The sequence below is a fragment of the Sorangium sp. So ce385 genome (genome assembly GCF_051474135.1).
GTDB lineage: Bacteria > Myxococcota_A > Polyangia > Polyangiales > Polyangiaceae > Sorangium > Sorangium cellulosum_D.
In genome coordinates this window covers 5,687,203-5,712,778 of record NZ_CP150337.1, presented here as the reverse complement: position 1 = coordinate 5,712,778, position 25,576 = coordinate 5,687,203, and the positions used below count along the sequence as shown (strand labels likewise).

The window sequence follows — 25,576 nt, the reverse complement described above, 5'->3', positions numbered from 1 at the left end:
CCCCTGCCCTCGCGGCGGGCGCTACGGCGCGCAGGCGTCGCGGCAGTCGTCGAACGACTTCTGGCACGCCGCCGGATTTTCGATCTTCGGCAGGCCGCCGTCCGCGGGGAACTTCGGCGTGAGGCAGGTCTGGAGGATCGACTGGCACTTGGCGCCGCACGCCGCGAGCTTGCCCGAGAGCGCCCCCGCGTCGAGCGTTCCGGGCGCGCCCCCGTCCTTCGGCGCGCCGCCGTCGCCGCCGTCGGGCGGAGCGCCCGCGTCCGCCTTGGTGCCCGCCGCGGGCTGCGCCGGGGAGGCCTTCGCGGGCGCCGCGGGCGCGGCCGGCGTCGGCGTCGCGGCGGGCACGGTCCCGGTCGCCGCGGGCAGCGGCGCGGTCGCGGTCGGCGCGGCGATGTCGGCCGGCGCCGGGCCCGCATCCTCGGGAGCGTCGCTCGACTTGCACGCCGCGATCAGCAGCGCTGGCGAGGCGATCATCACGGCGAGGGCGGCGAAGAGCTGGTGGGCGCGCATGGGTGCTTCATGCTGCGCCTCCGCCGAGAACGCAACCCTCGGGCGAGGCGCGCGGCGCTGGGCGGCGCGCGCGACGTGTGAGACGCGCGAGACGCGCGAGACGCGCGGCGGCGCGAGACGCGCGCGGGTAGCGTCGCGTAGAGCGGTCGCGAACAGGGGCCCTGCGCGCGGCAGGAGGGCTATTCGGTCCTGAAGATCACGTGGAACCCATAACGGGTCTCCACGACGTCGCTGAGCTGGTGCAGCTCGAGCTCGAACGCGGCGTCGGCGAAGGGCGGCAGGACGTCGGCGCGCTCCACGGTGCCGAGCGAGCCGCCGCGCGACGCGGCGCCCGCCTCCTCGCTGTACTGCGCCACCACCTCGTCGAAGTCGGCGCCGCCGCGGATCTTGTCGCGCGCCTCCATCGCGCGCAGGCAGGCCTCCTCGCGCGTGCGCGTCGCGCCCCCGGCGCGATCGGCGCCGGCGTAGCGGACGAGGACGTGCTTCACGCCGATCCGCGCCGGCTCGTCGGCGCGGGGTTGCCGCTTCGCGTTGGCGGCCGCGAGGCACGCGGCGGCGCTCGGGGCGCTCGCCTCGACGGGGGCGACCTCGCCCGGGGCGGCGCGCGGCGCTGGCTGGGGCGCGCCGCACGCGGCGGCGAGCGCCGCGCCGAGGACGAGGGGGACGAGACAAGGGCGTCGTTCGAGCGGGCGCATCGCCCGCGAGCATAGCCAGGCGTTCACACGATCGGAACACGGGCGCGCGCGGGTGGCTGGTGGTCCACCTGCCGGGACGCGCCCGTCCTGCGGATCGGCATCGTCCGCGATGCGCGGGGTTTGCATCGCGCGTCGCATCGCTGGTAAGAAGGCACCATGCAGCGCCTCCTCCTCTCGGCGGCACTGGGTGCCGCGCTGATCGCCGGTTGCAGCACCCCCTTCCGGGACAAACGCACGCCTTCCGGCGAGTTCTGCAGCGACATGCACGTCGTACCGGCAGGCCAGCTGCCCGATCGCGAGTACCATCGCCTTCAGCCCATCGCGAGCGATCCCGAGGCTCGGACCGAGGCGGAGCGCCTCGAGTCGCTCCGCAAGGCTGCGTGCGCCGTGGGCGGCGATGCGGTCATCGAGGCGGTGAACGAGGAGATCCGCACCGAGGACGGCCGTTATGCCAGCGTCGCGAGCGGGACCGCGGTCATCTGGGTCCGCCGCACGGAAGGCGAGGCGAAGCCGCTGACGTTCCATCCGGCCACGAAGCCCGCCGACTCCGCGGCGCCTGCCGAGCCGGAGGCGCCGCCGGCGGAGGAGGCCGCGCCTGCGTCCGACGAGCCGTACGAGGACGCCGCTGCGCCCGCGGCTTCGGCGGCGCCGGGCAAGCCCGGGCAGCCGCCCAAGCCTGGCGCGAAGCCCTCGTCGCCGGCCGCGGCCACGTCGGCCAAGCCGTCGTCGTCCGCGCCCCTTCCGTCGCCGTCCGCGTCCGCGTCGGCCAAGCCGCCGTCCACCACGCCCCCGAAGACCGCCCCCAAGAAGTAGCGCGACCTGGCGCGACAAGCGCCGCAGCGCGCTCGTGACCGGCGCGGCGCTCGACCTGCGCGATCGAGCCCGTGCGCCGCGCGAGGAACGACGCCACCGTGGGCCAGGGAGCCAGCCGCGGCCCGTCGTACCCCCGCTCTCTCGCCTAGAGCGACGCTCGAAAGGGCAGAACCCCGAACCGCCAAGCCGCCGTGAACGCCAAGATCTCGTCGTCTTCTTGGCGTCCTTGGCGTCCTTGGCGGTTCATCTCTCGGTCATCACCGCGATCGATGCTCTAGCGCGGCGCCGGCTTCGGCGGCGGCGGCGCCGGCGGCTGACCCGACGAGGAGGGCGCAGGCGGCGTGGTGCTGCCGGACCTCGGCAGCACCCCCGACTTGCTCGGGAGCCCCCCCGCCTCGCCGCGGTTCGGCAGCGGCGCCGCGCCGCCGGGCACCGCGCCCGCGGACGGGAGCGCCGATCCGCCGCTCGGCAGCACGTTCGGCTTGAGGACCCCCTGACCCGGCAGCGTGCCCTGGGTCGGCAGCGTGCCCTGGGTCTTCTGCGGCAGCAGCCCGCCCGACGGCAAGATCTGCTCGCTCCCCTCGGGCGAGCCGGTGAGCGGCTTCGGCGCCGCGTTGCCGTAGCGCAGGATGCGGAAGACCACGCGCCGGTTCTTCGACGTCATGAACTGGCAATCGGGCGTCAGCTGGTCGTCGGGCCCGACGCAGCCCGTGTCGTCGTAGATCGGCTGCGCGTGCCCGTACCCCTTCGCCTGCAGGCGCGACGGGTCCACGCCCTTCGCGATCAGGTAGGCCATGACGCTCGCCACGCGGCGCTGGGACAAGGCCAGGTTGTAGACGTCGGTCGCGCGCACGTCGGTGTGGCCCTCGATCCGCACCTCGCGGATCTCCGGGTTGTCGATCAGCACCTGCGCGACCGCCTCGAGGGTCGGATTCGAGTCCTCCAGGATGATGTCCCTGTCGGTCGCGAAGTGGACCTGCTCGGTGATCACGATCTCGTCGCCCCGGACGAAGGCGAGCGGGCAGCCGTCCTTGCCGTGCGGGCCGGCGGGCTTGTCGGGGCACTTGTCGTCGCGATCGAAGATGCCGTCGCCGTCGGTGTCCAGGTCCGGACAGCCGAAGTTCTCGGGGCTCCCGGGGACGTCGGGGCAGCGATCCGCCGCGCCGATGAGGCCGTCGCGATCCGGATCGTCGTTGTCGCGCTGCTGCAGGCGGTTGATCTCCTCCTGCTCCTGCGAGGTCTTCGGCTGCCACGTGATGACGTTGAAGAAGCGGATCGCGGGCGCGCCGAAGCCGCACGCGGCGCCGAAGCTGCCGCCGAAGGTGATCGTGATGCCGTGCTTGGTCTGCCAGCGCAGGCCGAGGAGCGCCTCCGCGGGGATCTGCCCGGGGTCGTCGGGGTAGCTCGTGATCGACGGGTAGCCGTACACCTCGCCGATGACCGACAGCCCCCAGCGCTGCACGACGTACTGCTCGGCCGCCACGCCGAACTGCGCCATGTCGCCGACGCGCACGCCCGCGAACTGGTTGTCGGGCCGCAGCCAGATGCCGGCGTTCGCGGCGAGGAGCAGCCCGAAGTTGAACCGGTAGTCGGCGATGAGCGTCGCGCCGCCGCTCATCGCGCCGTCGCTGGCGAACGCGTTCTGGTCGCCGGTGGGGAAGTTCAGGTTGCCCGCGATCGCCATCCCGAACCCCTCCTTGACCTGCTCCTTCCGGTTCAGGTACGGGAGCGAGATCTTCGTGGAGAGGCGGAGATCGCCGACGGTGGTGCTCTTGACCGACCCCTCGGTGCCGAACCGGCGCAGGTTGCCGCCCTCCTGGAAGAGGATGAGCGGCATGGTCATCGTGACGTCGAACACGTCGAAGAAGCCGATGCCGGCGAGGAGGGCGAGCTCGAGCCGCCCGGTGATGGCGTTGACGGCCTTGTTCGTGTCGTCGCCCGCGAGGAAGAGCACGAGCGGGTCGGCCGCGATGTCGCTGTAGAGGCCGACGGTCGGCGAGAGGTTGCCGATGACCTCGGACTTCTGGACCATGACGAGGTCGCGCGGGGCGGCCGCCGGGCGGAAGACCTGGGCGTCGAAGCGCCCCTCCTCCGCGAGCGCGGGGCGCTCGGCGAGGAGCCCGGCGAGCGCGAGCAGCGGGAGGAGGAGCCGGCGCATTCTCACGAGGCACCTCCGCTGCGCCGGCGGCGCGTCCGTTCGAGCAGGGCCAGCATCGCGAGGGCGAGGAGCCCGGCGGTCCGCCTCGGATCGGCGCCCTTGCCGCCGACGACGGAGACGCTGCAGATCTCGGCGAGGGTGCCGCCGCATGCGACGTTGTCCGGCATCGGCCCGAGCGCGCACTCCTTGGCGTCCGCCTCGTCGGTCCAGCGGCAGTGCTCGTTGCCGAGGCAGTCCACGTTCGACTTGCAGGAGATGTCGCAGGTGTTCGTCTCCAGGTCGCAGGTGTTGCCGCAGGGGCACTGGGTGTCGGCGTAGCACTCGACGCACCGCTGGCCGTCGCAGTACGGGGTGTCCTCGCCGCAGGTCGCCATGCACCCCGGGTCGCACTCGTGCGTCTCGGGGTCGCACGTCGTGCCGGCGCACTGCTCGTCCGAGGTGCAGCGCACGCAGACGGCGGACTCGGCGAACTGGCCGGAGCAGAAGGGCGTGTCGCCGCCGCAGCTGTCGCAGCGCATCCCGCAGCGCCGGTCCTCGACGCACGCCTTGCACTCGCCGCTCAGGCAGTACTGGCCCTCGGAGCAATCCATGTCGTTGCGGCACGCGGCGCACGCCGTCCCGACCGGCCCGGGCAGGCAGAACGGCACCGGGGGCGTCTGCGGGTCGTTCGGGTCCTCGGGGCGCATGCAGTCGACGCAGCCCTCGCCGCAGCAGTTGGGCAGCGCGTTCGTCGGCAGGGGCCTGTCGACGCAGTGGCCGGTGGGCACGTGGCACACCTTGTCACTGGGGCACTGCGCGTCGGTGAGGCACTCGACGCACATCTCGATCCCGCCCGGCTCGACGGCCGCGCAGTCCATCTGCGTGCCGTTGATCCCGTTCGGACAGCAGTTGCACGAGTTGCCGGCGCACCGGTCGGCCGTGTCGCACGGCGTGCAGGTGTGGTCGACGCAGATCTCGCCGCGCGGGCAGTCCGGGTCGACGTTGCACTCGTTGCACACGTGCGTCTCGGGATCGCAGCTGAAGCCCTCGTCGCAGTCGGCGTCGGTGCGGCACTCGGCGCACTGGAACTCGTCGTCGAGGTTGATGCAGAACTGCTTGTCGCCCTCGCACTTCGAGCAGGACTCGCCGCAGAAGAACGCGGTGTCGCACGGGGCGCAGAGCGCGGCCTCGTTGCAGTAGTAGCTTCCGGGACAGCCGTGGTTGCCGGGATCGCCGATGAAGTCGCGGTTGCACTGCTGGCACTGGTCGAGATCGGGGAACGACGGCGAGCCGCTCAGGGTCTGGAAGAACTGGGTGGGCTGGAAGAGGGTGAAGCCGTCCTCTTTGAGGCTCCTGCTTCCGGGCTCGCTCGCCCCTAGCTCGTAGTCGGTGAAGTCCCCGATCAGGTACGACATCTCGAGCGCCGAGTGCTCCGCGACCGCGACGTAAAGGATCTCGACCGGGTACAGGCCCGGCTGCTCGAACGTCACGGTGTTCGTGGTGCGCCAGGTCGGCTTGCCGAGCTGCGTCGGGCGGACGAGCACGGAAACGGCGCCGAGATTCAGATCGTAGAAGGTTAGGCTTACGGCGTCGTCCGTATAGAAGCCGAAGTGAATCGGTTTGCCGGAGAGATCCGGTGTGACGTTCAGAAAGCCCCGAAAACGTGTGGCGAACGACGTGTTCGGATCGTTTAGGTCGTTGACGTACTCGCCAGGATTGTCCGGATCGGGCTCCCGGTAGAATGCGCACCCGCCGAATTCACACTCGGGCGACATCGACCCCGTGAAGTCGCCGTGGCTCAGCTGGAGGCCTGTGTTGTTGTTGTTGCTGAGATCGAAGATGGTCCGGACGACCTTCTCGAGTCGACCCTCTTCGTAGGTCCTGTGCTCCTCCATGAAGCCGTTGACGCCGGCGTTGTACGTGCTCGGGGTGAGCAATCCGAATTTGCTGAGAGGGTCCGTCGTGATGGCCGACGCGGAGCAGAGGCCGGTGCCCTCGATCTCCAGCGGATCCATGTAAGGCGTGTAGAGCTTTACCGGGACGGCGTAGGCAGACGTCGGGAGCAGCGTGAAGAGAGCCGCCGTGGCCAGAACAGCTCGTCGATTTCGCATGGCTCTGCCGGTCTTTAGCATCGACTCTCCAAGAGCACGGTCAGTAGGCTAACCGGTGGCCACAGCGCTCCGCAAGAAAAGAAGGCGGGGCGCGCCGTCTCCAGGTGTAGGGGACGGCCCTCCACTCGCTCGTGCTTCCATGCCGGCGGGGACGGCCGGCGCACCGCGGCGGCGAGCGATCGCTCCCGGGGAAGCGTGGGCGCTATCACCGCAATGCGTTGATGCCCGTGCAGGGAAGTGCGCCCGCGTCGGATGACGTACGCATGACTTTGCGGCTAACGCTTTGCGGCAAGCGTCGCGACGGCGACCTCTCTCGAGCTTCCGCGCTCGCCCCGTCCAGGAACAACAGTCTGCTCGCGATCCTGGACGGCTCGGCGTAAAGGAGTGCGCCATGACCACGACCTCGGGTCTTGCCATCGTCACAGGCGCGTCGTCCGGCATCGGCGCGGCGCTCGCGCGGCAGTTCTCGGCGCGCGGGCAGCCGGTGCTCGCCATCGGCCGGCGGGCTCACCGCTTGGAGGAGCTCTCTGCGGAGGCGCGCGCCGCCGGCCACGCGCCCATCCACCCGCTCGGGCTCGACGTGACCGCCGAGGGCGCCGCGCAGCGCGTGCGGGATCGGGCGCGCGCGCTGGGCGGCCCGGGCTGGCTGGTCAACAACGCGGGGGCGACGCGGCTCGGACCGTTCCTGGAGGGCGATCCCGCGGCGCATGCCATGCTGGTGCGGCTCAACTGCGAGAGCGTCGTTGCGCTGTGCGCGGCGATCGTGCCCGATCTCGTGGCGCGCGGCGGAGGGCGCGTGCTCAACGTCGCCTCGCTCGCCGCGTTCCAGCCGACCCCCGGGCATGCAGTCTACGGAGCCACCAAGGCGTTTGTGCTCTCCTTTTCAGAGGGCCTGGCGGAGGAGCTCGATGGGAGCGGCGTCACCGTGACGGCCCTGTGCCCGGGGCCGGTGACCACGGAAATTTTTGACGTGGGCGCACCCGGCGTGTCGCGCCGGAAGCCACGGTTCGAACTCTCCGCCGAGGACTGCGCGGCCTACGGCATCGCGGCGGCCGAGCGTGGCGACGTGGTCGCCGTCCCGACCGCGTTGAGCAAGGCCACGGCCCAGCTCGCCCGCGTCCTCCCTCGTGCGGCGATACGCCGGCTCTCGGCGCGGATAGGGCTCTCGTTCCTCGGCTATGGCGCACCGCCGCGAGGCGCTCAGCGCTAAACCGAAAGCCCGGCTCCTCCCGACGATCGATGAGAACGAGGCGGTCGAGCGCTGCGCGGGCGTGATAATCTCCGCGCCAGCGTCCGGAGAGCCCTGTCGACGGCAGCTTCCGAGCGCACACGAGATGATGCAACGAAGAGCACAACCTTACGCGCTTGCTTCCCTTCTCAGCCTGGGCCTGTGCGCGAGCGGGTGCGCGCTGCTGCTCGGACTCGAAGAGTTCACCGATCAGCCGCTGGAAGGCGCTGGCATCGGCGGCGCAGGAGGTTCTGGTGGCGAGGCTCCCACATGCACGCCAGATGCGTCGGAAACGTGCTACGGCGGCCCAGCGGTCACCAGGAACGAGGGCGCGTGCCGGGAAGGGAGGCGCACCTGCGGCGTCGATGGGACCTGGGACGTGTGCGAGGGCGAGGTCCTGCCGGCAGTGGAGCGATGCGATGCCACGGACGATGAAAACTGTGACGGACTAGAGTGCATCATCTGGGCGACGACGTACAAACAAACGGGAGACATCCACCCGATGGGCGTTGCAAGCGACGCCGAGGGGAACGTGTTCGTCAGTGCTGCTTTGTTTGGGACGGTCGCCATTGGCGGTGAAACATTCGCTTCGGCCGATACGACAGACGCGCTGCTCCTGAAGCTGAGCCCGGCTGGCGATGCCCTATGGGCCAGGAAGTTCGGGGACTCCTCGGCGGACAACCCGTGGGGACTGGCCGTCGACTCCTCGGGGAGCCCTATTATGGCCGGCCAAACCACCAGCGGTTCGACCGATTTCGGTGACGGGCCGCTCCCGAAGGGCGCGTTTGTCGCACGACTCGACGCATCGGGCGAGCACATCTGGAGCAAAGGACTGGGGGGCGGCTACGACAGCGCAATTCGTGCTGTCGCGACCGACGCAGATGATGATGTAATCGTGGTGGGGTCTTTCGACGAGTCAATCGACTTCGGCGGCGGGCCGATCGTGCCCGACGACAGCTCGGACATCATCGTAGCGAAGCTCGACGGCGCAACGGGCCTCGCGACCGCGCCGGGCTGCTGGACGCGCAAGCTCGGCGGCACAGGGGGCCAGGCGGCCAACGCCGTCGCCGTGGACCGATCGAACAACATCTTCGTCGCTGGCTGGTCCAGCGGAACTTTTCGCATAGGAGGGGTGTTTGAGATCAAAAATAGCAGCTTCGTCATGAAGCTGACCCCATCCGGGGCACCGGTCTGGGCTACGACGATGGGCGAGGCGGCGACGGTGCAGATGGCGGGTATCGCGGTGGACGCGTCAGGGCGACCTGTCGTGACGGGATTTTACAGGGACGAGCTGCGTGTGGGGCCGCATATTCTAACGGCCTCAGGCGAAAGCGACGCCTTCGTCGTGCAACTCGAGGCTGACGGCACCGTCGGTTGGGTGCGAGCGGCCGGCGGCAACGACGGTCAGTGGGCGGGCGGAGTCGCGCTGGACACCTCCGGTAACATCGTCGTTGTTGGAGAGGCCGCCGATGAGATCGACTTCGGCGATGGCCCGCTCGCGGTGACGGATACCCAGGGCTTCGTTGCCAAGCTCACGCCCGACAACGAGCTCCTATGGAGTCGGCTCCTGGGTCGTCGCGTCAGCATGTCCGACGTCGCGATCTCCCCGAACGGCGAGACCCTCGTCGCGGGCTGGACCAAGGCGGTAGACGCCGACTTCGGCACGGGCCCCCTCCCCTGGACCAGCGACGGCACCCTCCAGCACCTAGTCGTCGCCAAGCTGGGCCGGTAACGCGCCGCCGCTCCGGCGTCGCCGCGCCGTCTCCAGCGACCGCGCCGCGACCGCTCTCGTCGCCCCAACGTCAACGCCCCACGCCCGCACGAGCGTAGCGAAACGCCTCAGTGTGGCGCCCACGCCGACGTCCCCACCGCCCAGCGAGCGAGGCCAGCGGCTTCCAGCCCGAAACTCCGACGCCGCGCGATGGCACCTCCGTTGCTTTGCCGATCGAGCACCCCGACACGGGGCCGGAGGTCCGTCGATGAGCAAGATTCTGCGTGGGATTGCTGCAGGTTATGGCGCGAAAAAGCTCGGGGGCGGGTGCTTCAGCACCATCCTCATTTTCGTCCTGCTCTGGTGGGTGCTGGGCCACTTCGGCATCTTCCGCTGATCGCCGCCCGCGCGCCCCTCAGCGCGAGCGGCCCTTCTTCCGCTGCGCCTTGCGCGCGAAGAACGCTCGCCGCGCGTCCGACGATTTCGCGCCCTGCCGCTTCTTCACCTTCGGCGGGGTCTTCGCGAGCGGGATGTCGACCGGCGGCTCGCCGAGGCGGCCGCGCGGCGTGAGCGACGCGCGCTGGTAGGTGATGAGCTCGCCCGCCTTCTCGAACGAGTCCTCGCGCACCTCCACGAGGCCCGCGCGCACGAGGCCGCCGAGGAGGTGCTCGAAATCACGCCGCTCGAGCGAGCCGCCGGCGAACGCCTCGCGGTAGAGCCGGCCGGTCGGCTGCTCGCCGTCGCGCAGCGCCGAGAGGATCCTCGCGATCGCCTGCGTTTCATCGCGGCTCGGCGCCCGGAACTCCCGCGCCGCGCACGCGGCCGGCGCGCAGACGTCGCAGAGGCCGCAGGGCTCGCCGTTGTCCTCCTGGTCGCCGAAATGGCGGACCAGGTGCAGCATGCGGCAGCCATGGCTCTCGGTGAACCGCGCCATCTGCGCGAGCTCCGCGAGCTTGTGGCGCCGCTGCGCCTCGTAAGGACCGCGCCACCCCGGCTCGCCCAGGGCCACGCCCCCGTCCGGATCCACGCGCGCGCCGCCGTGGATCCAGAGCTTCTCCAGCGCCTTGTCCGCGACCTCCGGATCCACCCCGAGATCGCCCAGGATCTCCTCCCGCGGGCGCGGCTCCGCGGAGAGGGTCCCCTCGATCCGCTGCAAGACCGCCGGATCGGGGTAGTCGCGCTCGTGGAAGAACTCGTGCATTCGCCGGTCGACATACGAGTGCATCAGCACGGCCCGCGACGGGAGCCCGTCGCGGCCCGCTCGGCCGATCTCCTGGTAATACCCCTCCAGGCTCCCGGGCAGCCCAGCGTGGATGACCGTGCGGACGTCGGGCTTGTCGATGCCCATGCCGAACGCGATCGTGGCGACGATGACCTCGGTGCTGCCGTCGAGGAACGCCGCCTGGATCCGGTCGCGGACCTGGGGGGCGAGGCCCGCGTGGTACGCCTCGGCGGGGAGGTCTTCCGCGAGACCGGCGGCGAGCGACTCGGCCTCTTTCCGGGTCGGTGCATACACGATCGCGGGCGTGCGGCCCTCCTGCCCGAGCAGCGCCCGAACCCGGGCGAGGCGCTCTCCCGGGCTGACCTCGAGGAGCTCGATACCCAGGTTGCTCCGCCGGAAGCCGTGAATGAAGCGCGCCGCAGAGGTGAGCCCGAGCTGCTCGACGATGTCGTCCTGCACCACCGGCGTCGCGGTCGCGGTGAGCGCGATGACCGGCGCTGGACGGAGCGCCGGGAGCCGCTGGCCGAGCATGCGGTAGTCAGGGCGGAAGTCGTGGCCCCACTTGGAGATGCAATGGGCCTCGTCGACGGCGACGAGCACCGGCTTTCTGCGGGCGAGCAGCTCGGGGAAGCCGGGCACGCGGAGCCGCTCGGGGGCGATGAACAGGAAGTCGAGCGCGCCGTCCAGGTAATCGATGCAGGCCTTGCGGGACTCGGGCCGGCTCCGGCCGGAGTGGATCCGCTCGGCGGCGAACCCGCACGCCCGGAGCTTGGCGGTCTGATCCTCCATGAGGGCGATGAGGGGGCTCACGACGAGCGTCGTGCCGCCGCGCGCGATCCCCGGGAGCTGGTAGCAGAGCGATTTGCCGGCGCCGGTGGGCATGACGAGGAGCACGTCGCTCCCCGCGGCCGCCGTCCGGCAGACCGCCTCCTGGTAGCGGCGGAACGCGCGGAAGCCGAAGCACTGCTGGAGCAGCTCGAGGAGATCCGCGGGCCGGCGCGCCGGCGGCGACGAAGCGATCGACGCGCGCGCCGTAGAAGGCGCGGCGGCCGCCGTGGCGCGCGGAGGCGACTCGACGATGGCGGCGGCGCGCGCCGGCGGTGGAGGCGAGAGCGGCGCGACGGCCGCGGAGGCGCGCGACGGCCGCGGAGGCGAGAGCGCCGCGGCGCGCGCCGGCGGCGGCTCGACGGCGGCGGCGCGCGACGGCGTGGGCGCCGCCGCCGCGGCGATCGCGCGCGCCGCGGCGGACGAGCGCGCCCGGGCCGGCAGCGGGGATGCGGCCGCCGCCGCGACCGCCGGAAAGGCCCCGCGCGACGCGGCGCCCGGCGCTCCCGCCGCGCCGCCGGCCGGCGCGCGCCGGGGCGTCGCGCGCGGCGCCTCGCGATCGCCACGGGCCTCCGCCGCCGCGGGCGCAGCGCCGCGGCCGCCCCCGAGGCCCGGCCGCTGGCCGCGCTCCGGAAACGGCGACGGCCGCTCCTCCGGCCGGGGCGCCGCGCCCCCCGCCGGGCGCCGCCCGGCGCTCACCTCCTCCACCACATGGCGCACGTACGACTCGATGCCCGCCATGAACGAGGCCAGATCGCCGCCGCCCCGGGCCATGCGGGCGAGCTTCGCCTCCCACGCGCCCGTCATCGCGGGGCTCTTCACGTCCGCGTGGACGACCTCGATCAGCCCGATGCCCTTGTCGGTCGCGTGCAGGAGCTTGCCCTTGCGCACGAGGTACTCGCGCCGGAGGAGCGTCTCGATGATCGCCGCCCGCGTGGCCGCGGTGCCGAGGCCCGAGTCCTTCATCGCCTCGGAGAGCTCCTTCTCGTCGAGGCTGCTGCCCGCGGTCTCCATCGCGGTGAGCAGGGTGGCCTCGGTGAAGCGCGGCGGCGGGCGCGTCTTCTTGGCCAGCGCCTGCGCGTCGAGCACGAGCTGGACCTGCCCCCGCGCGAGCCCCGGCGGGAGCAGCTGATCCGCGGTCTCGCGCTCGCGCTCGCCCTCCCCCTCGTCCGCCTCGCGCCCCTCGCCTCCCTTGACGTCCTTGACGTCCGATTCCCCCCTCTTGCGCGTCCTCGCCGGCGGCTTGCCGAAGCCGATGTCGAGGACCTTCCACCCGACCTTCTCCACGACGCTCCCCGCGCTGTGGTAGCGATCCACGATCGGCGCGCCGGCGCCCTCGCCCCGGACGCGCGTGGTGATCGCGGTGATGACCGTGGTGATCGCGGTGACGTGATCCTCGTGCCACGCCGAGAGCAGGCGGCGGCAGACGAGATCGAAGATCTTCTGCTCGTCCGGCGAGAGCTCCGCGCGCGAGGCCCGGGCGCCGGTGGGGATGATGGCGTGGTGATCGCCGACCTTGCCGTCGTCGACGAAGCGCTTGCCGAGCGGCCGGGTCCCCGTCCCCGGGGCGAGCATGCCCTTGTAGGCGCCCTCGATCGCCTGCACCACGCCGCCGAGCGTGGCGGCCACCTCCGTCGAGAGGTGCCGGCTGTCGGTGCGCGGATAGCTGATGAGCTTCCTGCGCTCGTACAGCGCCTGCGCCACCTCGAGCGTCCTCTGCGCCGAGAAGCCGTAAAGGCGGTTGGCGTGCCGCTGGAGCTCGGTCAAATCGTAGAGCAGCGGCGGCGGGAGGCGGCGGGACTCGGACCTCACCGCCTCGACGCGCGCCTCGCCGCGCCGGGCCCGCTCGATGATGCGCCGCGCCTCCTCGCCGTCCGGCGGGAGGCGCCTCCGCGACGGCGCGGTCTCGGCCTTCTCGCCCTCGCCCGCGGGGCCCGCCGGCTCGCGCGGATCGCGCGGATCGCTGGCGAGCGGCTGGTCCCGGAAATACGTGCCCTTGTACGACGCGTCCGCCGCGCCCTCGCCACCCTCCCGGAGCGGGCAGAACGTCGCGACGACCTCGAGGTACGGCTCCGGGACGAACCGCCGGATCGCGAGCTCGCGCTCGACGACCATGGACAGCGTGGGCGTCTGCACGCGGCCGACCGAGAGATCCTGATCGAAGACGAGGCTGTAGGCGCGCGAGAGGTTCATGCCGACGAGCCAGTCGGCCCGGCTGCGCCCGCGCGCGGCGTCGGCGAGGCCGTCGTAGCCGCGCGCGTCGCGCAGCCGCCGCAGCCCGTCGCGGATAGCGTCGGGGGTGAGCGACGAGATCCAGAGCCGATCGACCGGCTTCTTGCAGCCGGCCGCCTCGTAGATGTAGCGGAAGATGAGCTCGCCCTCGCGGCCCGCGTCGGTCGCGCAGATGACGCGCTCGACGTCGCGCCGGCCCAGGATCTTCCGGACGATCTCGAACTGCGCCCGCGTCCCGGGGAGGACGACGAGCGGGAACCGCGCGGGCAGCATCGGCAGGAGGTCGAGCCGCCAGCGCTTCCAGGCGGGGTCGATCTGGTGCGGCTCGGCGATCGCGACGAGGTGCCCCACCGCCCACGTGACGACGTAGCCGCCGCCCTCGAGGAAGCCCTCTGCGCGCCGCGAGGCCCCGAGCACCGCGGCGATGTCGCGGGCGACGGCGGGCTTCTCTGCGACCACGGCGATCATGCGAAGACCATGCGACCACCGGGAGCCACGGGCGCCGCCCGCGCCTCCCGCGGGGCGTTGATAGCGCGTGCAGCGCTCGGGCGGTATGGAGAAGCGCGCCGGGCGGCCGCGAGCGGCGCGCGGACGGGCGGGTGGCGCCCTCGATCGCCCAGAGAAATTCCGCGGAACGCCGGGAACGCAGCGCCGAGGCCGATGCCCCTCGAGGCTCCCCTCCCCGCCTCCGTGCTCCGGCGACGGCGCGCCCCGCGCGTCACGCGCTGTCTCCGGCCGCCCCTCGAAACGTGGTGGACATGGACTTGACCCTATCGTGAGCCGTCGTGCGTGGCCGCCTGTCGTCCTCGAAGGACGGTGATGACACGACGTCGTCCGCGCGCCTCACACACCACACATCGGTCGACTCCCGATCTCTCCATCCACGCTTGACAGCCGCTCACCGCCGCTGCGAGCATCGACGCTCTGCAACGATAAGCACCCTTCCTATGACGAAGCTCTGTCCGTGGCGGTGGTTGCTCTGCCTCCTGATCGCCGCGCTCGGCGCCGCGTGCACGCCGCCTGAAAAGAAGGTGATCCGCATCGCCGTCGGCACGCAGAACGCGACGATCAACTGCGCCACGGGCGGGCTGCTCCTCCGCGAGCTCGACCTGCTCAAGCGATATCTCCCCAGAGAAGGGGCCTACGAGGACGTCCGTTACGACATCCAATGGAGGGACTTCTCGTCGGGGCCCCCGATCACGGCCGAGATGATCGCCGGCAGCCTCGATTTCGGCATGATGGCCGATTTCCCGGCGGTCCTGAACGGCCTCGCGTCGGAGCAGGCGGGCAAGCGCAGCATCTACATCGCGACGCTGTCCGGCAGCGCCGCCGGCGCCGGGAACGGGATCGTGGTCCCGATCGACTCCCCGGTGCACGGCGTGCCCGATCTCAAGGGCAAGCGCGTCTCCGTCCCGTTCGGCTCGACGGCGCACGGGATGCTGCTGCGCGCGCTGAGCGACGCCGGCCTCGACCCGGAGCGGGACGTCACGCTCGTCTCGCAGCAGCCCGCCGAGGCCGAGGCGGCGCTCCGGGACAACAGCATCGACGCCCACGCCAGCTTCGTCCCCTTCGTCGAGCTGTTCCCCTTCCGCGGCGCCGCGCGCAAGATCTACGACGGCGCCACCACGCAGATCCCCACCTCGCACGGCATGCTGGTGCGCGCCGCCTACGCGGAGGAGCACCCCGAGGTCGTCGTCGGGCTGCTCCGCGCGATCATCGAGGCAGACCGCATCGTCGAGCGCGATCCCGAGCGGTACAGCGAGCTCATCGAGCAGGTGACCGGGGTCGACGCCGAGGTGGCCTACATGTTCCACGGCCCCCTCGGGATCCAGACGCGCGACGTCACGCTCAAGCCCCAGTTCGTGCGCGGGCTGCGGGTCGCGGCCGACACGCTGGCGCTCCTCAAGCGGACGAACGCGTCGCTCGACGTCGACCGGTTCGTGGACGATCGCTACATCCGGCAGGCGTGCGCGGCGTCCGGCGTGAGCTACGAAGAGCGGCTCTCGCGCCACGCCAAGGTGCCCCTCGCGCAGCGCGACGCGCGCACCGGGGCGCCGATCGCGGAGCCGAAGCGCGCCGCGCAGCTCTGGGTGGCCGGCGAGGCCAAGGTGCGCTCGTACGAGGACGCGGCCTCCGCGCTCGCGGCGCGCCAGGCGCTCTCGGCCGAGGGGAAGCGGCCGCGCGCCATGTTCGTGCACGACCGGCACACGGGCCTTAAGCTGCTGGCCGAGCACGCGTGGTACGCGGAGACGAACGACGGCGACCTCGACGCGTTCCTGTCGAGGGACTACGCGGAGACCTGGGCCCGCGAACGGAAGGGCGACGTACGGCAGCTCGACGACCTCAAGCTCTTCTACCCCGCGCCGGAGCAGCGGCCCGCGGCGCGGTGACGTCGCCGCACGCTGCGCCTACGTCTTCAAAAGGATTCGGGAATTGGGTAACGTGATGCGCGGGTCGCGCCCGGGCGCGGCAGGTCCCTCATGAGGCACGTTGCAGGAGACCCCACCGCGCCGCCGAGACCTGCGCGCCCGAGGAGGAGAGGCGGTTGAGAGCCCTGGTCGTCCGCGTCCGCTCGTGGGCTTGCGCGCTCCCGCTCGCCGCCGTGGTCGAGACCATGCGCGCCCTCGACGTCCGGAGCGTCCCCGGCGCGCCGCGGTTCGTGCGCGGGCTGGCCGTCATCCGCGGGGCGCACGTGCCCGTGATCGACCTCGCCGCGCTGTTCGGCGTCGCGGACGGGCAGCGCGGGGCGCGCCTCGTCTCGGTCCGCGCCGGAGCGCGGCCGCTCTCGCTCGAGGTCGACGAGGTGCTCGGCATCGAGGAGCTCGACCCCGCCGCCCTGGAGCGGACCCCGCCGCTCGTCGCCCAGGCCCTGCCGGAGTGCGTGGACCGCCTCGGCAGGCTCGACGGGCAGGCGATGGCGCTGCTCGAGACGGCGCGGCTCCTGCCCGAGGCCGCGTGGTCGGCCCTCCGAGGCACGGCATGACCGCCGCCGAGCGCGACATCGGCCCCCTCGAGGAGCTCCTGGAAGAGCGCCTCGGGCTCTCGCGCGCGTCGCTGCACCTCGGCGCCGATCTCGAGGCCGTGCTGCGCGAGCGGATGCGCGCCCGGGGGTGCGCCGACCTGGGCGACTACCGGCGAGCGCTCGACCGGCCCGAGGTCGCCCGCGAGGAGCTCCACGCCCTCGCGGGCCAGCTCACGGTCGGGGAGACGTACTTCTTCCGGGAATGGCAGCAGATCGAGGCCTGCGTCGAGATCGCCCTGCCGGAGCGCTTCGCCGCGCGCCAGGGGGGCGAGCCGATCACCGTGCTCTCGGCCGGCTGCGCCTCGGGCGAGGAGGCGTACACGCTCGCGATCGCGCTCCACACCGCGTACCCGGGGCTCCTGCCGCACCGGATCAAGGTCGTCGGCGTCGACGTCAACCCGGGCGCCATCCAGAAGGCGCAGCGGGCGCGGTACTCGGAGTGGACCCTGCGGGCGGTCCCGGACGACATGCGCCAGCGCTTCTTCGCGCGCGCCGGCGCCGACGTCGCGCTGCGCCAGGAGATCGGAGGGCTCGTCGAGTTCCAGGTCCGGAACCTCCTCGACGACGACCCCGCCTTCTGGAGGCCCGGCGCGTTCGACGCGATCTTCTGCCGCAACGTCCTCATGTACTTCGCGCCGCAGAAGATGGCCGAGGTGCTCGACCGGTTCCACGCCGCGCTCGCGCCGCGCGGCTTCCTGTTCCTCGCCTCGAGCGAGTCGCTCCGCGCCGCGAACGCCGCGTTCGACGCGGCGCACTCGCACGGCATCTTCTACTACCGGCGGAGCAGCGCGCCGCCCCGCCGCGCGGTCGGCGACGCCCCGCGCGCGAGCCGCTGGGTCGCGCGCATCCACGAGGCCTCCGCGCGCGTCGCCGAGGTGGCCCAGCGCGTGTCGCCGCCCCCGCGAGGGGACGCGCCGGCCTCGCCGGCCGCGCGGCGCGCGCTCCCGTCGACGCGGCCGCCGTCGACGAGGCCCCCGCCGCTGGCCGAGCTCGCGGCGATCGACAGGGCGCTGGAGCTCATCGGCGGCGAGCGGTTCACCGACGCGATGGCGGCGCTCGCGGCGCTGCCCCAGCGGGCCGCGTCGAGCGCCCGGGTCGAGCTCCTGCGCGCGGTGATCCTCTGCCAGCAGGGCGATCTGGCCAGCGCCGAGCGCGCCTGCCAGCGCGCGCTCGACGCCGGCGACGCCGGGGACGGCGGCGCGGCCCACTACGTGCTCGGCCTCTGCCAGGAGCAGGCGGGCGACGCCGCGGGCGCCGCGCAGCACTACAAGGCCGCGGCGTCGCGCGATCCAAGCTTCGCCATGCCGCACCTCCGGCTCGGGCTGCTCGCGAAGCGCGCCGGCGACCTCGCGACCACGCGGGACGAGCTCGGCCGCGCCGCGGCGCTGCTCGTCTCGGAGCGGCAGGAGCGCCTCGTGCTGTTCGGCGGCGGCTTCCCGAGGTCGGCGCTGATCGGCCTCTGCCAGGCCGAGCTCACGGCCCGGGGAGGGCGCGCCGAATGAAGCGCGCCCTGCTCGCCGAGCGCCTCGCCGCGCTGCAGGCGGCGTTCGACGCGTCCTTCGCCGAGCCCGCGCGGACCCGCGCCGAGGAGCCGGCGCGCGCGCTCGCCGTCCGCGCGGGCGACCGCAGGCTCCTCGTGCGCATCGAGGAGCTCGCCGCCGTCGAGCCGTGCCGCCGGATCGTGCCGCTCGCCGGCGGCCCGCCGGGGCTGCTCGGGCTCGTCGGCCTGCGCGGCCGGCTCGCCGCGGCCTACGACCTCGCCGCGCTCGTCTCCGGCCGGCCGCGCGCCGGCGCGGACGCGGCGGGCGGGCCGGCGCCGCGCTGGCTCCTCGTCTGCGCCGAGCACCCCGACATCGCGCTCGCGATCGACGAGATCGAGGGCCATGCCAGCATCCCGCGCGAGGGCGCGCGCTCCGCCGCCGGCGAGCGCGAAGGCGCGGGCGAGCTCGTCACGGAGGCCGTCGAGGTCGACGGCGGGCCGCGGGGCCTCCTCCGCGTCGCCGCCGTCGCGGACACCGTCCTGCGCCGGGCCCAGCGAGGCGCAGAGCGTCCCAAGGAAGATCGATGAAGACCACGTGGACCATCCCGCAGCAGATCGCCGCCAGCCTGTTCTTCCCCCTCGTCGTGCTGATCGTGCTGGGCGTCGTCTCCGTCCACAAGACGGCGAGCCTGCTCGAGATCAGCCAGGAGCTGAAGCACACCTACCGGGTGCTCACCGAGCTCGACGAGCTCCACGCCCATTTCCTCGATGCGGAGACGGGGCAGCGGGGGTTCATCATCACCGGCGACGACGCGTTCCTGGAGCCCTACGAGATCGCGCTGCACTCGATCGACGCCGACTACGAGGAGCTGCGCCGGCTGACCGAGGGGAACCTGGTCGCGCAGGAGCGGCTCGACCGGCTCCGGCCGCTCATGCGGGACAAGCTCGAGGAGATGCGCCTCTCGGTCGAGCAGCGCCGCCGCGAGGGCGCCGAGGCCGCCGCGGCGACGGTCGCGAACGGCCGGGGCCGGCGGGCCATGGATGACATCCGCGCCGTCGCCGGCGAGCTCCGCGCCGAGGAGATGCGCGCCCTCGCGGCGCGAGAGCAGGAGGCCGCGGCGAGCGAGCAGCGCCTGCTCGTCACCCTCACCGCGGGCTCCGCGCTCACCGTCCTCGTCGTCGCCGCGGTCGGCTTCCTGATCATCCGCGGCATCAACCGCCGCATCCACTCGGCGACCCGCCGCATCGAGAGCTCCGCGACGGAGCTCCAGACCGCCGCGACGCAGCAGGCGCAGGGCTCGAAGGAGCAGGCGACCACCTCGACCGAGGTCTCCGCCACCATGCGGGAGCTGCTCTCGACGTCCCACCAGATCGCCGAGAGCACGCAGCGGGTGACGCAGATCGCCGCCGACACCGCCGCGGCCGCGCGCGCCGGCGACGAGACCGTGAAGCGGGCGCGCGAGGGCATCGACGGCGTCCAGCGCCAGGTCGAGCAGATCGTCCTCCACATGCTCGATTTCGGCAAGAAATCCCAGGAGATCGGCGGGATCCTCCAGATCATCAACGAGCTCGCCGAGCAGACGAACATCCTCGCGATCAACGCGACCATCGAGGCGGCCGGCGCCGGGGACGCGGGCCGGCGCTTCGGGGTGGTCGCCGACGAGATCCGCAAGCTCGCCGACCGCGTGGGCGGCTCGACCAAGGAGATCCGCGCGCTCATCGAGGAGATCCGCGCGGCCGCGAACACGACCGTGATCGCGACCGAGAGCGGCTCGAAGGCGGTCGACGCGAGCGCGCGCCAGTTCGGCGAGGTCGCCACGAGCTTCCGGCAGATCTCGGAGCTCGTCAGCAGCACCGCCGAGGCGTCGCGCGAGATCGAGCTCAGCACCAAGCAGCAGGCCACGGCGGTCGAGCAGGTCAACGCGGCGCTGCTCGACGTGGCGCGCACCGCGCGCGAGACGGAGGCGAGCTCGTCGGTCACGCTGAAGACGTCCTCCGAGCTCGCGACGCTCTCGAAGGACCTCGTCCGCCTCATCCAGCGGCCAGCCGGGGCGTAGGAGCACCGCTTGGGGAGCGATCTTTACAAATACTTCCGGATGGAGGCCCAGGAGCTCGCGGACGGGCTCGCGTGGAGGTTGCTCGATCTCAAGGAGCAGGGCGGCCAGGGGGAGTCGCTCGACCAGTGCTTCCGGCTGGCGCACACGCTGAAGGGCGCCGCCGGCGCGGCCAAGCAGCTCAAGATCGCCGAGCTCGCCCACACGGTCGAGGACGTGCTCACGCCGTTCCGGCGGGATCGCCAGCCGATCCCGGCGGAGCACATGAGCGAGCTCATGCGGCTCATCGGGCTCATCCGCGACGAGGTGTCCCGCCTCGCCGCGGAGGAGCCCTGCGACCCCGAGCGCGGCCGCCCGGCCCGGCGCAGCGGGCACGAGGAGGTGGCGCGCGTCGATCTCGCCCACGTGGGCGCGCTCGCCGACGAGATCGGCGAGGCGATCGTGCAGCTCGAGTCGCTGCGGAGCAGCGCCGAGGCGCTCGATCGGGCCGAGCGCCTCACGGAGGCGCTCGGGACCGTGAGCTCGCCGGAGGAGACGGTGCGCAACCTGGGGGAGCTCGGCGCGCGGCGGGCCGGGGGGCTGTACCGCGAGCTCTGCGCCGCGCTCGCGGCCGCGCGCGCCGAGCTCGCGCGGGGCATCGATCGGCTCTCCACCGAGCTCCGGCAGGCGCAGGCGCGCACGCGCGAGCTGCAGCTTTTGCCGTGCGCCGGCGTGCTCGAGGCGGTGGAGCTCGCGGTGCGCGAGGCGGCGGAGTCGCTCGGCAAGCGCGTCGATTTCGAGGCGAGCGGCGGCGACATCCGGCTCGACAGCGCGGTGATCTCCGCGCTGCGGGACGCGGCGCTGCACATGGCGAGGAACGCGGTCGACCACGGGATCGAGCCCGAGGCCGCGCGCCGCGCCGCCGGGAAGCCGGCCGCCGGCCAGATCCGGCTCCGGGTCGAGCAGCGCGGCAGCCGGGTCGCCCTGATCTGCAGCGACGACGGCCGCGGCGTCGACGTGGCCGCGGTCCGGAGGGCGGTCGTGCGCGCGGGGCTCCGCCGCGAGGAGGAGGCGTACGACCTCACCGCGGAGGACGCGCTGGAGCTCATCTTCGGGCCGGGGGTGAGCACGTGCGAGGCGATCACCTCGCTGTCGGGCCGCGGCGTCGGCCTCGACGTGGTGCGCGAGACCGCGGCGAAGCTGAGCGGCACGGCGAGCGCGCAGAGCCAGCCCGGGCGCGGGACCACGATCGAGCTCGTGGTCCCGATCTCCCTCTCGTCGGTGACCGCGCTGCGGATCGAGGACGGCGGCCACGCGGCGCTCCTGCCGCTCGACGCGGCGCGGCTCGCCCTCCGGCTCGACGCGGGCGCGATCGTCCGCGGCCCGGAGCGCGACGCGATCGTGATCGAGGATCGCGTCGTGCCGTTCGCGCGCCTCGCCGCGGTGCTCGGCGCGGCGGAGCCGGAGGGCGAGCCGCGCTGCGCGGTGGTCGTCGGCGCGGGCCCGTCGCAGGCGGTGCTCGGGGTCGATCGCCTCCTCGGCGCCGTGCCCGTCGTCGTGAAGCCGCTCCCCGCGGCGGCGGGGGCGCCGCCCGCGGCGCTCGGGGCGAGCCTCGACGTGCGCGGCGACCCGGTGCTGGTCCTCGATCCGCGCGGCGTGGTCGAGCTCGTGCGCGCCGCCGGCCCGGGCGGCGCGCGGAGGCGCGAGCGGCGCCCGCCGCCGCCGATCCTCGTCGTGGACGACTCGCTCACCACCCGGATGCTCGAGCAGAGCATCCTCGAGTCCGGCGGGTACGAGGTCGATCTCGCGTCCTCGGGCGAGGAGGGGCTGCGCAAGGCCGCCGAGCGGCGTTACGGCCTGTTCCTCGTCGACGTGGAGATGCCGGGGATGAACGGCTTCCAGTTCGCCGAGCGCGTCCGCGCCGACCCGGCGCTGCGCGAGACGCCGCTCGTCATCGTGACGTCGCTGTCGTCGGCGGCCGATCGCCGCCGCGCCAGGGAGGCGGGCGCGGACGACTACATCGTGAAGGGCGAGTTCGACCAGCGGCGGCTGCTCGACACCGTGGCCGAGCTCCTCGCCCGAGCGCGGGGGGCCCCGTCGTGAGCCGCGCGCCGCAGGCCGAGCCCCGCCCGCCCTCGCGGAAGATCCGCGTGCTGGTGGCCGACGACTCGCGCACGGTCCGCAGGCGCATCGTCGGCGCGCTCGAGGCGGACCCGGAGATCGAGGTGGTCGGCGAGGCCGGCGACGGGGAGGCCGCGATCGCGCTGTGCGAGCAGCTGCGGCCCGACGTGCTCACGCTCGACATGATGATGCCCAAGGCGAGCGGGGTCGCGGTGACCGAGCACGTGATGGCCTACTGCCCCACGCCGATCCTCATCGTCTCGGCCTCGCTCGAGCGCGGGGAGGCGTTCGGGACGTTCGACGCGCTGGCCGCGGGCGCCGTGGACGTGCTCGACAAACCGGCGGCCGGCGACGAGGGCGACGCCTGGGATCTGCGGCTCGTGAGCGCGGTGAAGCTCGTCGCGCGCATCAAGGTGATCACGCACCTGCGCAGGAAGCTCCGGCCCGCGCGCCCCCTGCCCGCCGTGGAGGCGCCGGGCGGCGCGCGCGCGGATGACGGCTGGTACCGGGTCATCGCGATGGGCGCCTCGACCGGGGGGCCGTCGGCCATCGTCGAGGCGCTGAGCCCGCTGCCGGCGTCGTTCCCCGTGCCCGTCCTGCTCGTCCTGCACATCGGCGCGCCGTTCGCGCCCGCGTTCGCCGAGTGGCTGGCCGGGCGGCTCGCGATCCCGGTCGCGATCGCGGCCGACGGGGAGCCGCTCCCGCGCGCCGGCCAGCCCGGCGTGAGGCTGGCGCTGCCCGACAGGCACCTCGTGGTCCAGGAGGGGCGGCTCCGCCTGACCGACGGTCCGGAGCGGCACTCGTGCCGCCCCTCGGTCGATGTGCTCTTCGAGTCGGTCGCGGTCGAGGTCGGCGAGCGCGCCATCGGCTGCCTGCTGACGGGCATGGGCCGCGACGGCGCCGAGGGGATGCTCGCCATGAAGCGCGCGGGGGCGACGACCCTCGCCCAGGACGAGCCGTCGTCGGTCGTGTTCGGGATGCCGCGGGAGGCCATCGCGCGGGGCGCGGCGCAGCACATCTTATCCGCCGGGGCCATCGGCCCTACTTTGCTGGCGCTGTCGAGGAGCAGAAGGGAATCGCCATGAAGCCGCACGTCCTGGTCGTCGATGACAGCCTCACGATACGCATGGACCTCCGGACCCTGCTCACCACCGACGCCGGGTTCGTGGTGACGGCGTGCGAGACCAAGGCGCTCGCCCAGAAGGTGCTGAAGACGAGGGCGTTCTCGCTGGTGATCCTCGACGTGCTCCTGCCGGACGGCGACGGGCTCGACCTCCTCCGGGAGATCCGCACCTCGGCGGATCTCGCGCACATGCCGGTCATCCTCCTGTCCACCGAGATCGAGGTGAGGCACCGGATCCACGGGCTGAACATGGGCGCCGACGAGTACGTCGGGAAGCCGTACGACGGGAGCTACCTCGTGCACCGGGCGACGGAGCTCGTGAGCGAGCGCAGCAGCGCGCGCCGCGCGGCGGAGGGCGGCGGCTCGGGCCTGAGCGGCAAGAAGATCCTCGTCGTGGACGACAGCCCCACGTACCGCGCCTCGCTCGCCCACGTCCTGCGGCAGGACGGCTGCGACGTCATCCCGGCGCAGTCGGGCGAGGAGGCGCTGACCCTGCTCTCCGTGGAGGGGGTCGACTGCGTGATCATGGACCTCCTGATGCCGGGGATGGGCGGCCTGGAGGCCGCGCGGCGGATCAAGCAATCGGGCGCCACGTGCCACATCCCCGTGGTCATCTTGACGGGGCACGACGACGCCGCGACGCGGGCGGAGGGCGCGCGCATCGGCGTCGACGACTTCGTGCTGAAGGCGCCCGAGCTGACGATGCTGCGGTCGCGGCTGCGGGGCCTGTTCCGGAACAGGCCTGCTCCGGCCGCGGGCGGCGGGGCCGCCGCGCGGCGCGCCGGGAGCAGCCCGGATCTCCCGCCGCCGAGCTCGCGGGCCGGCAGCCGCGCGCGCAGCGTGTTCCCGGGGGCCGGGTCGCTGTTCGATCAGGTCGTCGCGGTGAGCGGGCTCTCGAGCGTGATCGGGCCGAGCACCATCGTGCGGGCGTGCCGGCGCGCGGGCATCGAGCCGTGGTCGATGTCGCCCGAGGACCTCCACCGCGCGCTGCCGGCCATCCGCGAGACGCTGCGCATGTTCCTGACCGAGGAGGACTCCGAGCGCGGCATCGCGGCCATCACCCTGCTCGCGCGCGACGCGGCGTCCGCCGCGAGCTGAGCGGCCCAGCTCCACGCCAGATCACGGCGCCACTGTAAACTGCCGCTGTCAACCCGTGTCAACCGCGGGTTGACGGCGCACGCGGGCGCTCGTCCGGCGGGAGTCCGTAACGCATTCCTGCCGAAACCGACGACGTCTCTCCTCTTGCGGGCCAGCCGCGTCTCGTCGCGCTGGCTCACCGTTTGCATCGAGCCGCGTAGCTCGCTGAGGACACGCATGACGCATCGTAATACGTTCGCGATAGCCGCTGTTTCGCTGTTCGTAGCTTCGCTGGCTGCACCTGCTGAGGCGCGTCGGCCCGCGTATACGGTCCGCGTGGCGACGCCGTTCGCCGCGGGTCACATCCTCGCCGACACGGCGAACAGGTTCAAGGAGCTGCTCGAAGCGAAGACGGACGGAAGGATCACCGTCCAGGTGTCGACCTCGGTCCTCAACGAGCAGACCATCAATCCGGCCATGACGAGCTGCGAAGCCGAAGAGCGCGTCGCGGATATCATGCTCACCGGTGGCCAGCCGATCCAGGACTGGGCTCCGCAGTACTTCTTCTTCAACGGTCCTTACGTCATCCGCGACTACGAGCACTTCCAGAGCGTCTGGGGCGGCGAGCTCGGGCAGGAAGCGCAGGACCTCATCCTCGCCGGAGGCAACCTCGAGACGCTCGGCACCGTGTACCGCGGCTTCCGGCAGTTCACGTCGAGCGCTCCCATCGACGGCCCGGCCGACTTCGTGGGCCTGGACTTGCGGCTCCCTCCGGTGCCGGACTGGATCGCCGTGTGGTCCTCGCTCGGCGCCGCGCCCGTTCAGATCCCGCTGACCGGGATCTACGCGGCGCTGGAGAACGGAGCCGCGGACGCATCCGAGGGCGATCTCACCCAGATTCGCTCGCTGAACCTGCACGAGGTGCAGTCGCACCTCTCGCTGACGAACCCCCTCGTGGGCTTCGGCCTCGTGATGGCCAACGAGTGCTTCATGGCCGGGTTGCCGCGCGGAGACGAGCGGAAGCTCCGCAAGGCCATGACGAGAGCCGTGAGGTGGGGCTCCGCGGACATGGCCGCCCGTGAATCCACGCTGCTGGCCGAGTTCGAGTCGCTCGGCATGGCGGTGGTGACCCCGGACGCAGCCGCGATCCGCGCCGCGGCAGAGCCCGCCATCGGCAGCCTGTTTGCTACCACGTGGAACGTCACCACCTGGAGCGAAGTCCTCTCCTATTGATGC

The 25,576-nt window shown here is 72.7% G+C and carries 18 protein-coding genes; 13 read left to right on the top strand and 5 right to left on the bottom strand.

Going from position 1 to position 25,576, the window contains the following annotated elements; genetic code table 11:
• Positions 1-21: 21 nt before the first annotated feature.
• Together WME83_RS20735 and WME83_RS20730 are read right to left on the bottom strand one after the other, a co-directional pair.
• Complete coding sequence (locus tag WME83_RS20735) at positions 22-510, bottom strand: hypothetical protein (RefSeq protein ID WP_437321017.1); 489 nt, start codon at positions 508-510, stop codon at positions 22-24.
• A 179-nt stretch (positions 511-689) separates the two neighbouring features.
• On the bottom strand, positions 690-1,205 hold the full coding sequence (locus tag WME83_RS20730; RefSeq protein ID WP_437321016.1) for a peptidylprolyl isomerase: 516 nt from the start codon (positions 1,203-1,205) through the stop codon (positions 690-692).
• A 156-nt stretch (positions 1,206-1,361) separates the two neighbouring features.
• Between WME83_RS20730 and WME83_RS20725 the strand changes: the two genes are divergently transcribed.
• The gene (locus tag WME83_RS20725; protein WP_437321015.1) at positions 1,362-2,018 is read left to right on the top strand and encodes a hypothetical protein; all 657 of its coding nucleotides are present in this window, start codon (positions 1,362-1,364) and stop codon (positions 2,016-2,018) included.
• 274 nt (positions 2,019-2,292) lie between these two features.
• On the opposite strand, the gene WME83_RS20720 is transcribed toward WME83_RS20725, so the two are convergent.
• Positions 2,293-4,176: an OmpA family protein gene (locus tag WME83_RS20720; protein ID WP_437321014.1), complete on the bottom strand. Its 1,884-nt coding sequence runs from the start codon at positions 4,174-4,176 to the stop codon at positions 2,293-2,295.
• A 2-nt stretch (positions 4,177-4,178) separates the two neighbouring features.
• On the bottom strand, positions 4,179-6,266 hold the full coding sequence (traA, locus tag WME83_RS20715; RefSeq protein WP_437321013.1) for an outer membrane exchange protein TraA family protein: 2,088 nt from the start codon (positions 6,264-6,266) through the stop codon (positions 4,179-4,181).
• 391 nt (positions 6,267-6,657) lie between these two features.
• On the opposite strand from traA, the gene WME83_RS20710 reads away from it, so the two are divergent.
• From WME83_RS20710 to WME83_RS20700, 3 genes are all read left to right on the top strand, one after another.
• Positions 6,658-7,476, top strand: a complete 819-nt coding sequence (locus WME83_RS20710; protein WP_437321012.1) for an SDR family NAD(P)-dependent oxidoreductase — start codon at positions 6,658-6,660, stop codon at positions 7,474-7,476.
• A gap of 124 nt (positions 7,477-7,600) precedes the next feature.
• Positions 7,601-9,226, top strand: coding sequence for an SBBP repeat-containing protein (locus tag WME83_RS20705; protein ID WP_437321011.1), 1,626 nt, complete (start codon positions 7,601-7,603; stop codon positions 9,224-9,226).
• 247 nt (positions 9,227-9,473) lie between these two features.
• On the top strand, positions 9,474-9,602 hold the full coding sequence (locus WME83_RS20700; RefSeq protein WP_020736078.1) for a hypothetical protein: 129 nt from the start codon (positions 9,474-9,476) through the stop codon (positions 9,600-9,602).
• A gap of 18 nt (positions 9,603-9,620) precedes the next feature.
• On the opposite strand, the gene WME83_RS20695 is transcribed toward WME83_RS20700, so the two are convergent.
• A complete protein-coding gene (locus WME83_RS20695) occupies positions 9,621-13,952 on the bottom strand; it encodes a DNA topoisomerase 3 (protein WP_437321010.1) in 4,332 nt (1,443 codons plus the stop codon).
• 479 nt (positions 13,953-14,431) lie between these two features.
• Here WME83_RS20695 and WME83_RS20690 point away from each other — a divergent pair, with 479 nt between their 5' ends.
• The 9 genes from WME83_RS20690 (at position 14,432) to WME83_RS20650 (ending at position 25,573) form a co-directional block, all read left to right on the top strand.
• Positions 14,432-15,874, top strand: coding sequence for an ABC transporter substrate-binding protein (locus tag WME83_RS20690; protein ID WP_437321009.1), 1,443 nt, complete (start codon positions 14,432-14,434; stop codon positions 15,872-15,874).
• Between the two features lie 155 nt (positions 15,875-16,029).
• Positions 16,030-16,467 (top strand): chemotaxis protein CheW, encoded by a 438-nt coding sequence (locus WME83_RS20685; protein ID WP_437321008.1) that lies wholly within the window; start codon positions 16,030-16,032, stop codon positions 16,465-16,467.
• Positions 16,464-18,008 carry a CheR family methyltransferase gene (locus WME83_RS20680; protein ID WP_437321007.1) on the top strand — a complete coding sequence of 515 codons (1,545 nt, stop codon included), beginning with the start codon at positions 16,464-16,466 and terminating at the stop codon, positions 18,006-18,008. Before WME83_RS20685 ends, WME83_RS20680 begins: the two co-directional genes overlap by 4 nt.
• Positions 18,005-18,574 (top strand): chemotaxis protein CheW, encoded by a 570-nt coding sequence (locus tag WME83_RS20675; protein WP_437321006.1) that lies wholly within the window; start codon positions 18,005-18,007, stop codon positions 18,572-18,574. The genes WME83_RS20680 and WME83_RS20675 overlap by 4 nt, the downstream gene beginning before the upstream one ends.
• Positions 18,571-20,043: a CHASE3 domain-containing protein gene (locus tag WME83_RS20670; RefSeq protein ID WP_437321005.1), complete on the top strand. Its 1,473-nt coding sequence runs from the start codon at positions 18,571-18,573 to the stop codon at positions 20,041-20,043. Before WME83_RS20675 ends, WME83_RS20670 begins: the two co-directional genes overlap by 4 nt.
• A gap of 9 nt (positions 20,044-20,052) precedes the next feature.
• Positions 20,053-22,122, top strand: coding sequence for a hybrid sensor histidine kinase/response regulator (locus tag WME83_RS20665; protein WP_437321004.1), 2,070 nt, complete (start codon positions 20,053-20,055; stop codon positions 22,120-22,122).
• Positions 22,119-23,225: a chemotaxis-specific protein-glutamate methyltransferase CheB gene (cheB, locus tag WME83_RS20660; protein WP_437321003.1), complete on the top strand. Its 1,107-nt coding sequence runs from the start codon at positions 22,119-22,121 to the stop codon at positions 23,223-23,225. Before WME83_RS20665 ends, cheB begins: the two co-directional genes overlap by 4 nt.
• Entirely contained in the window at positions 23,222-24,361 is a 1,140-nt protein-coding gene (locus WME83_RS20655) for a response regulator (protein ID WP_437321002.1), read from the top strand. Before cheB ends, WME83_RS20655 begins: the two co-directional genes overlap by 4 nt.
• A gap of 315 nt (positions 24,362-24,676) precedes the next feature.
• On the top strand, positions 24,677-25,573 hold the full coding sequence (locus WME83_RS20650) for a TRAP transporter substrate-binding protein (RefSeq protein WP_437321001.1): 897 nt from the start codon (positions 24,677-24,679) through the stop codon (positions 25,571-25,573).
• Positions 25,574-25,576: the final 3 nt, after the last annotated feature.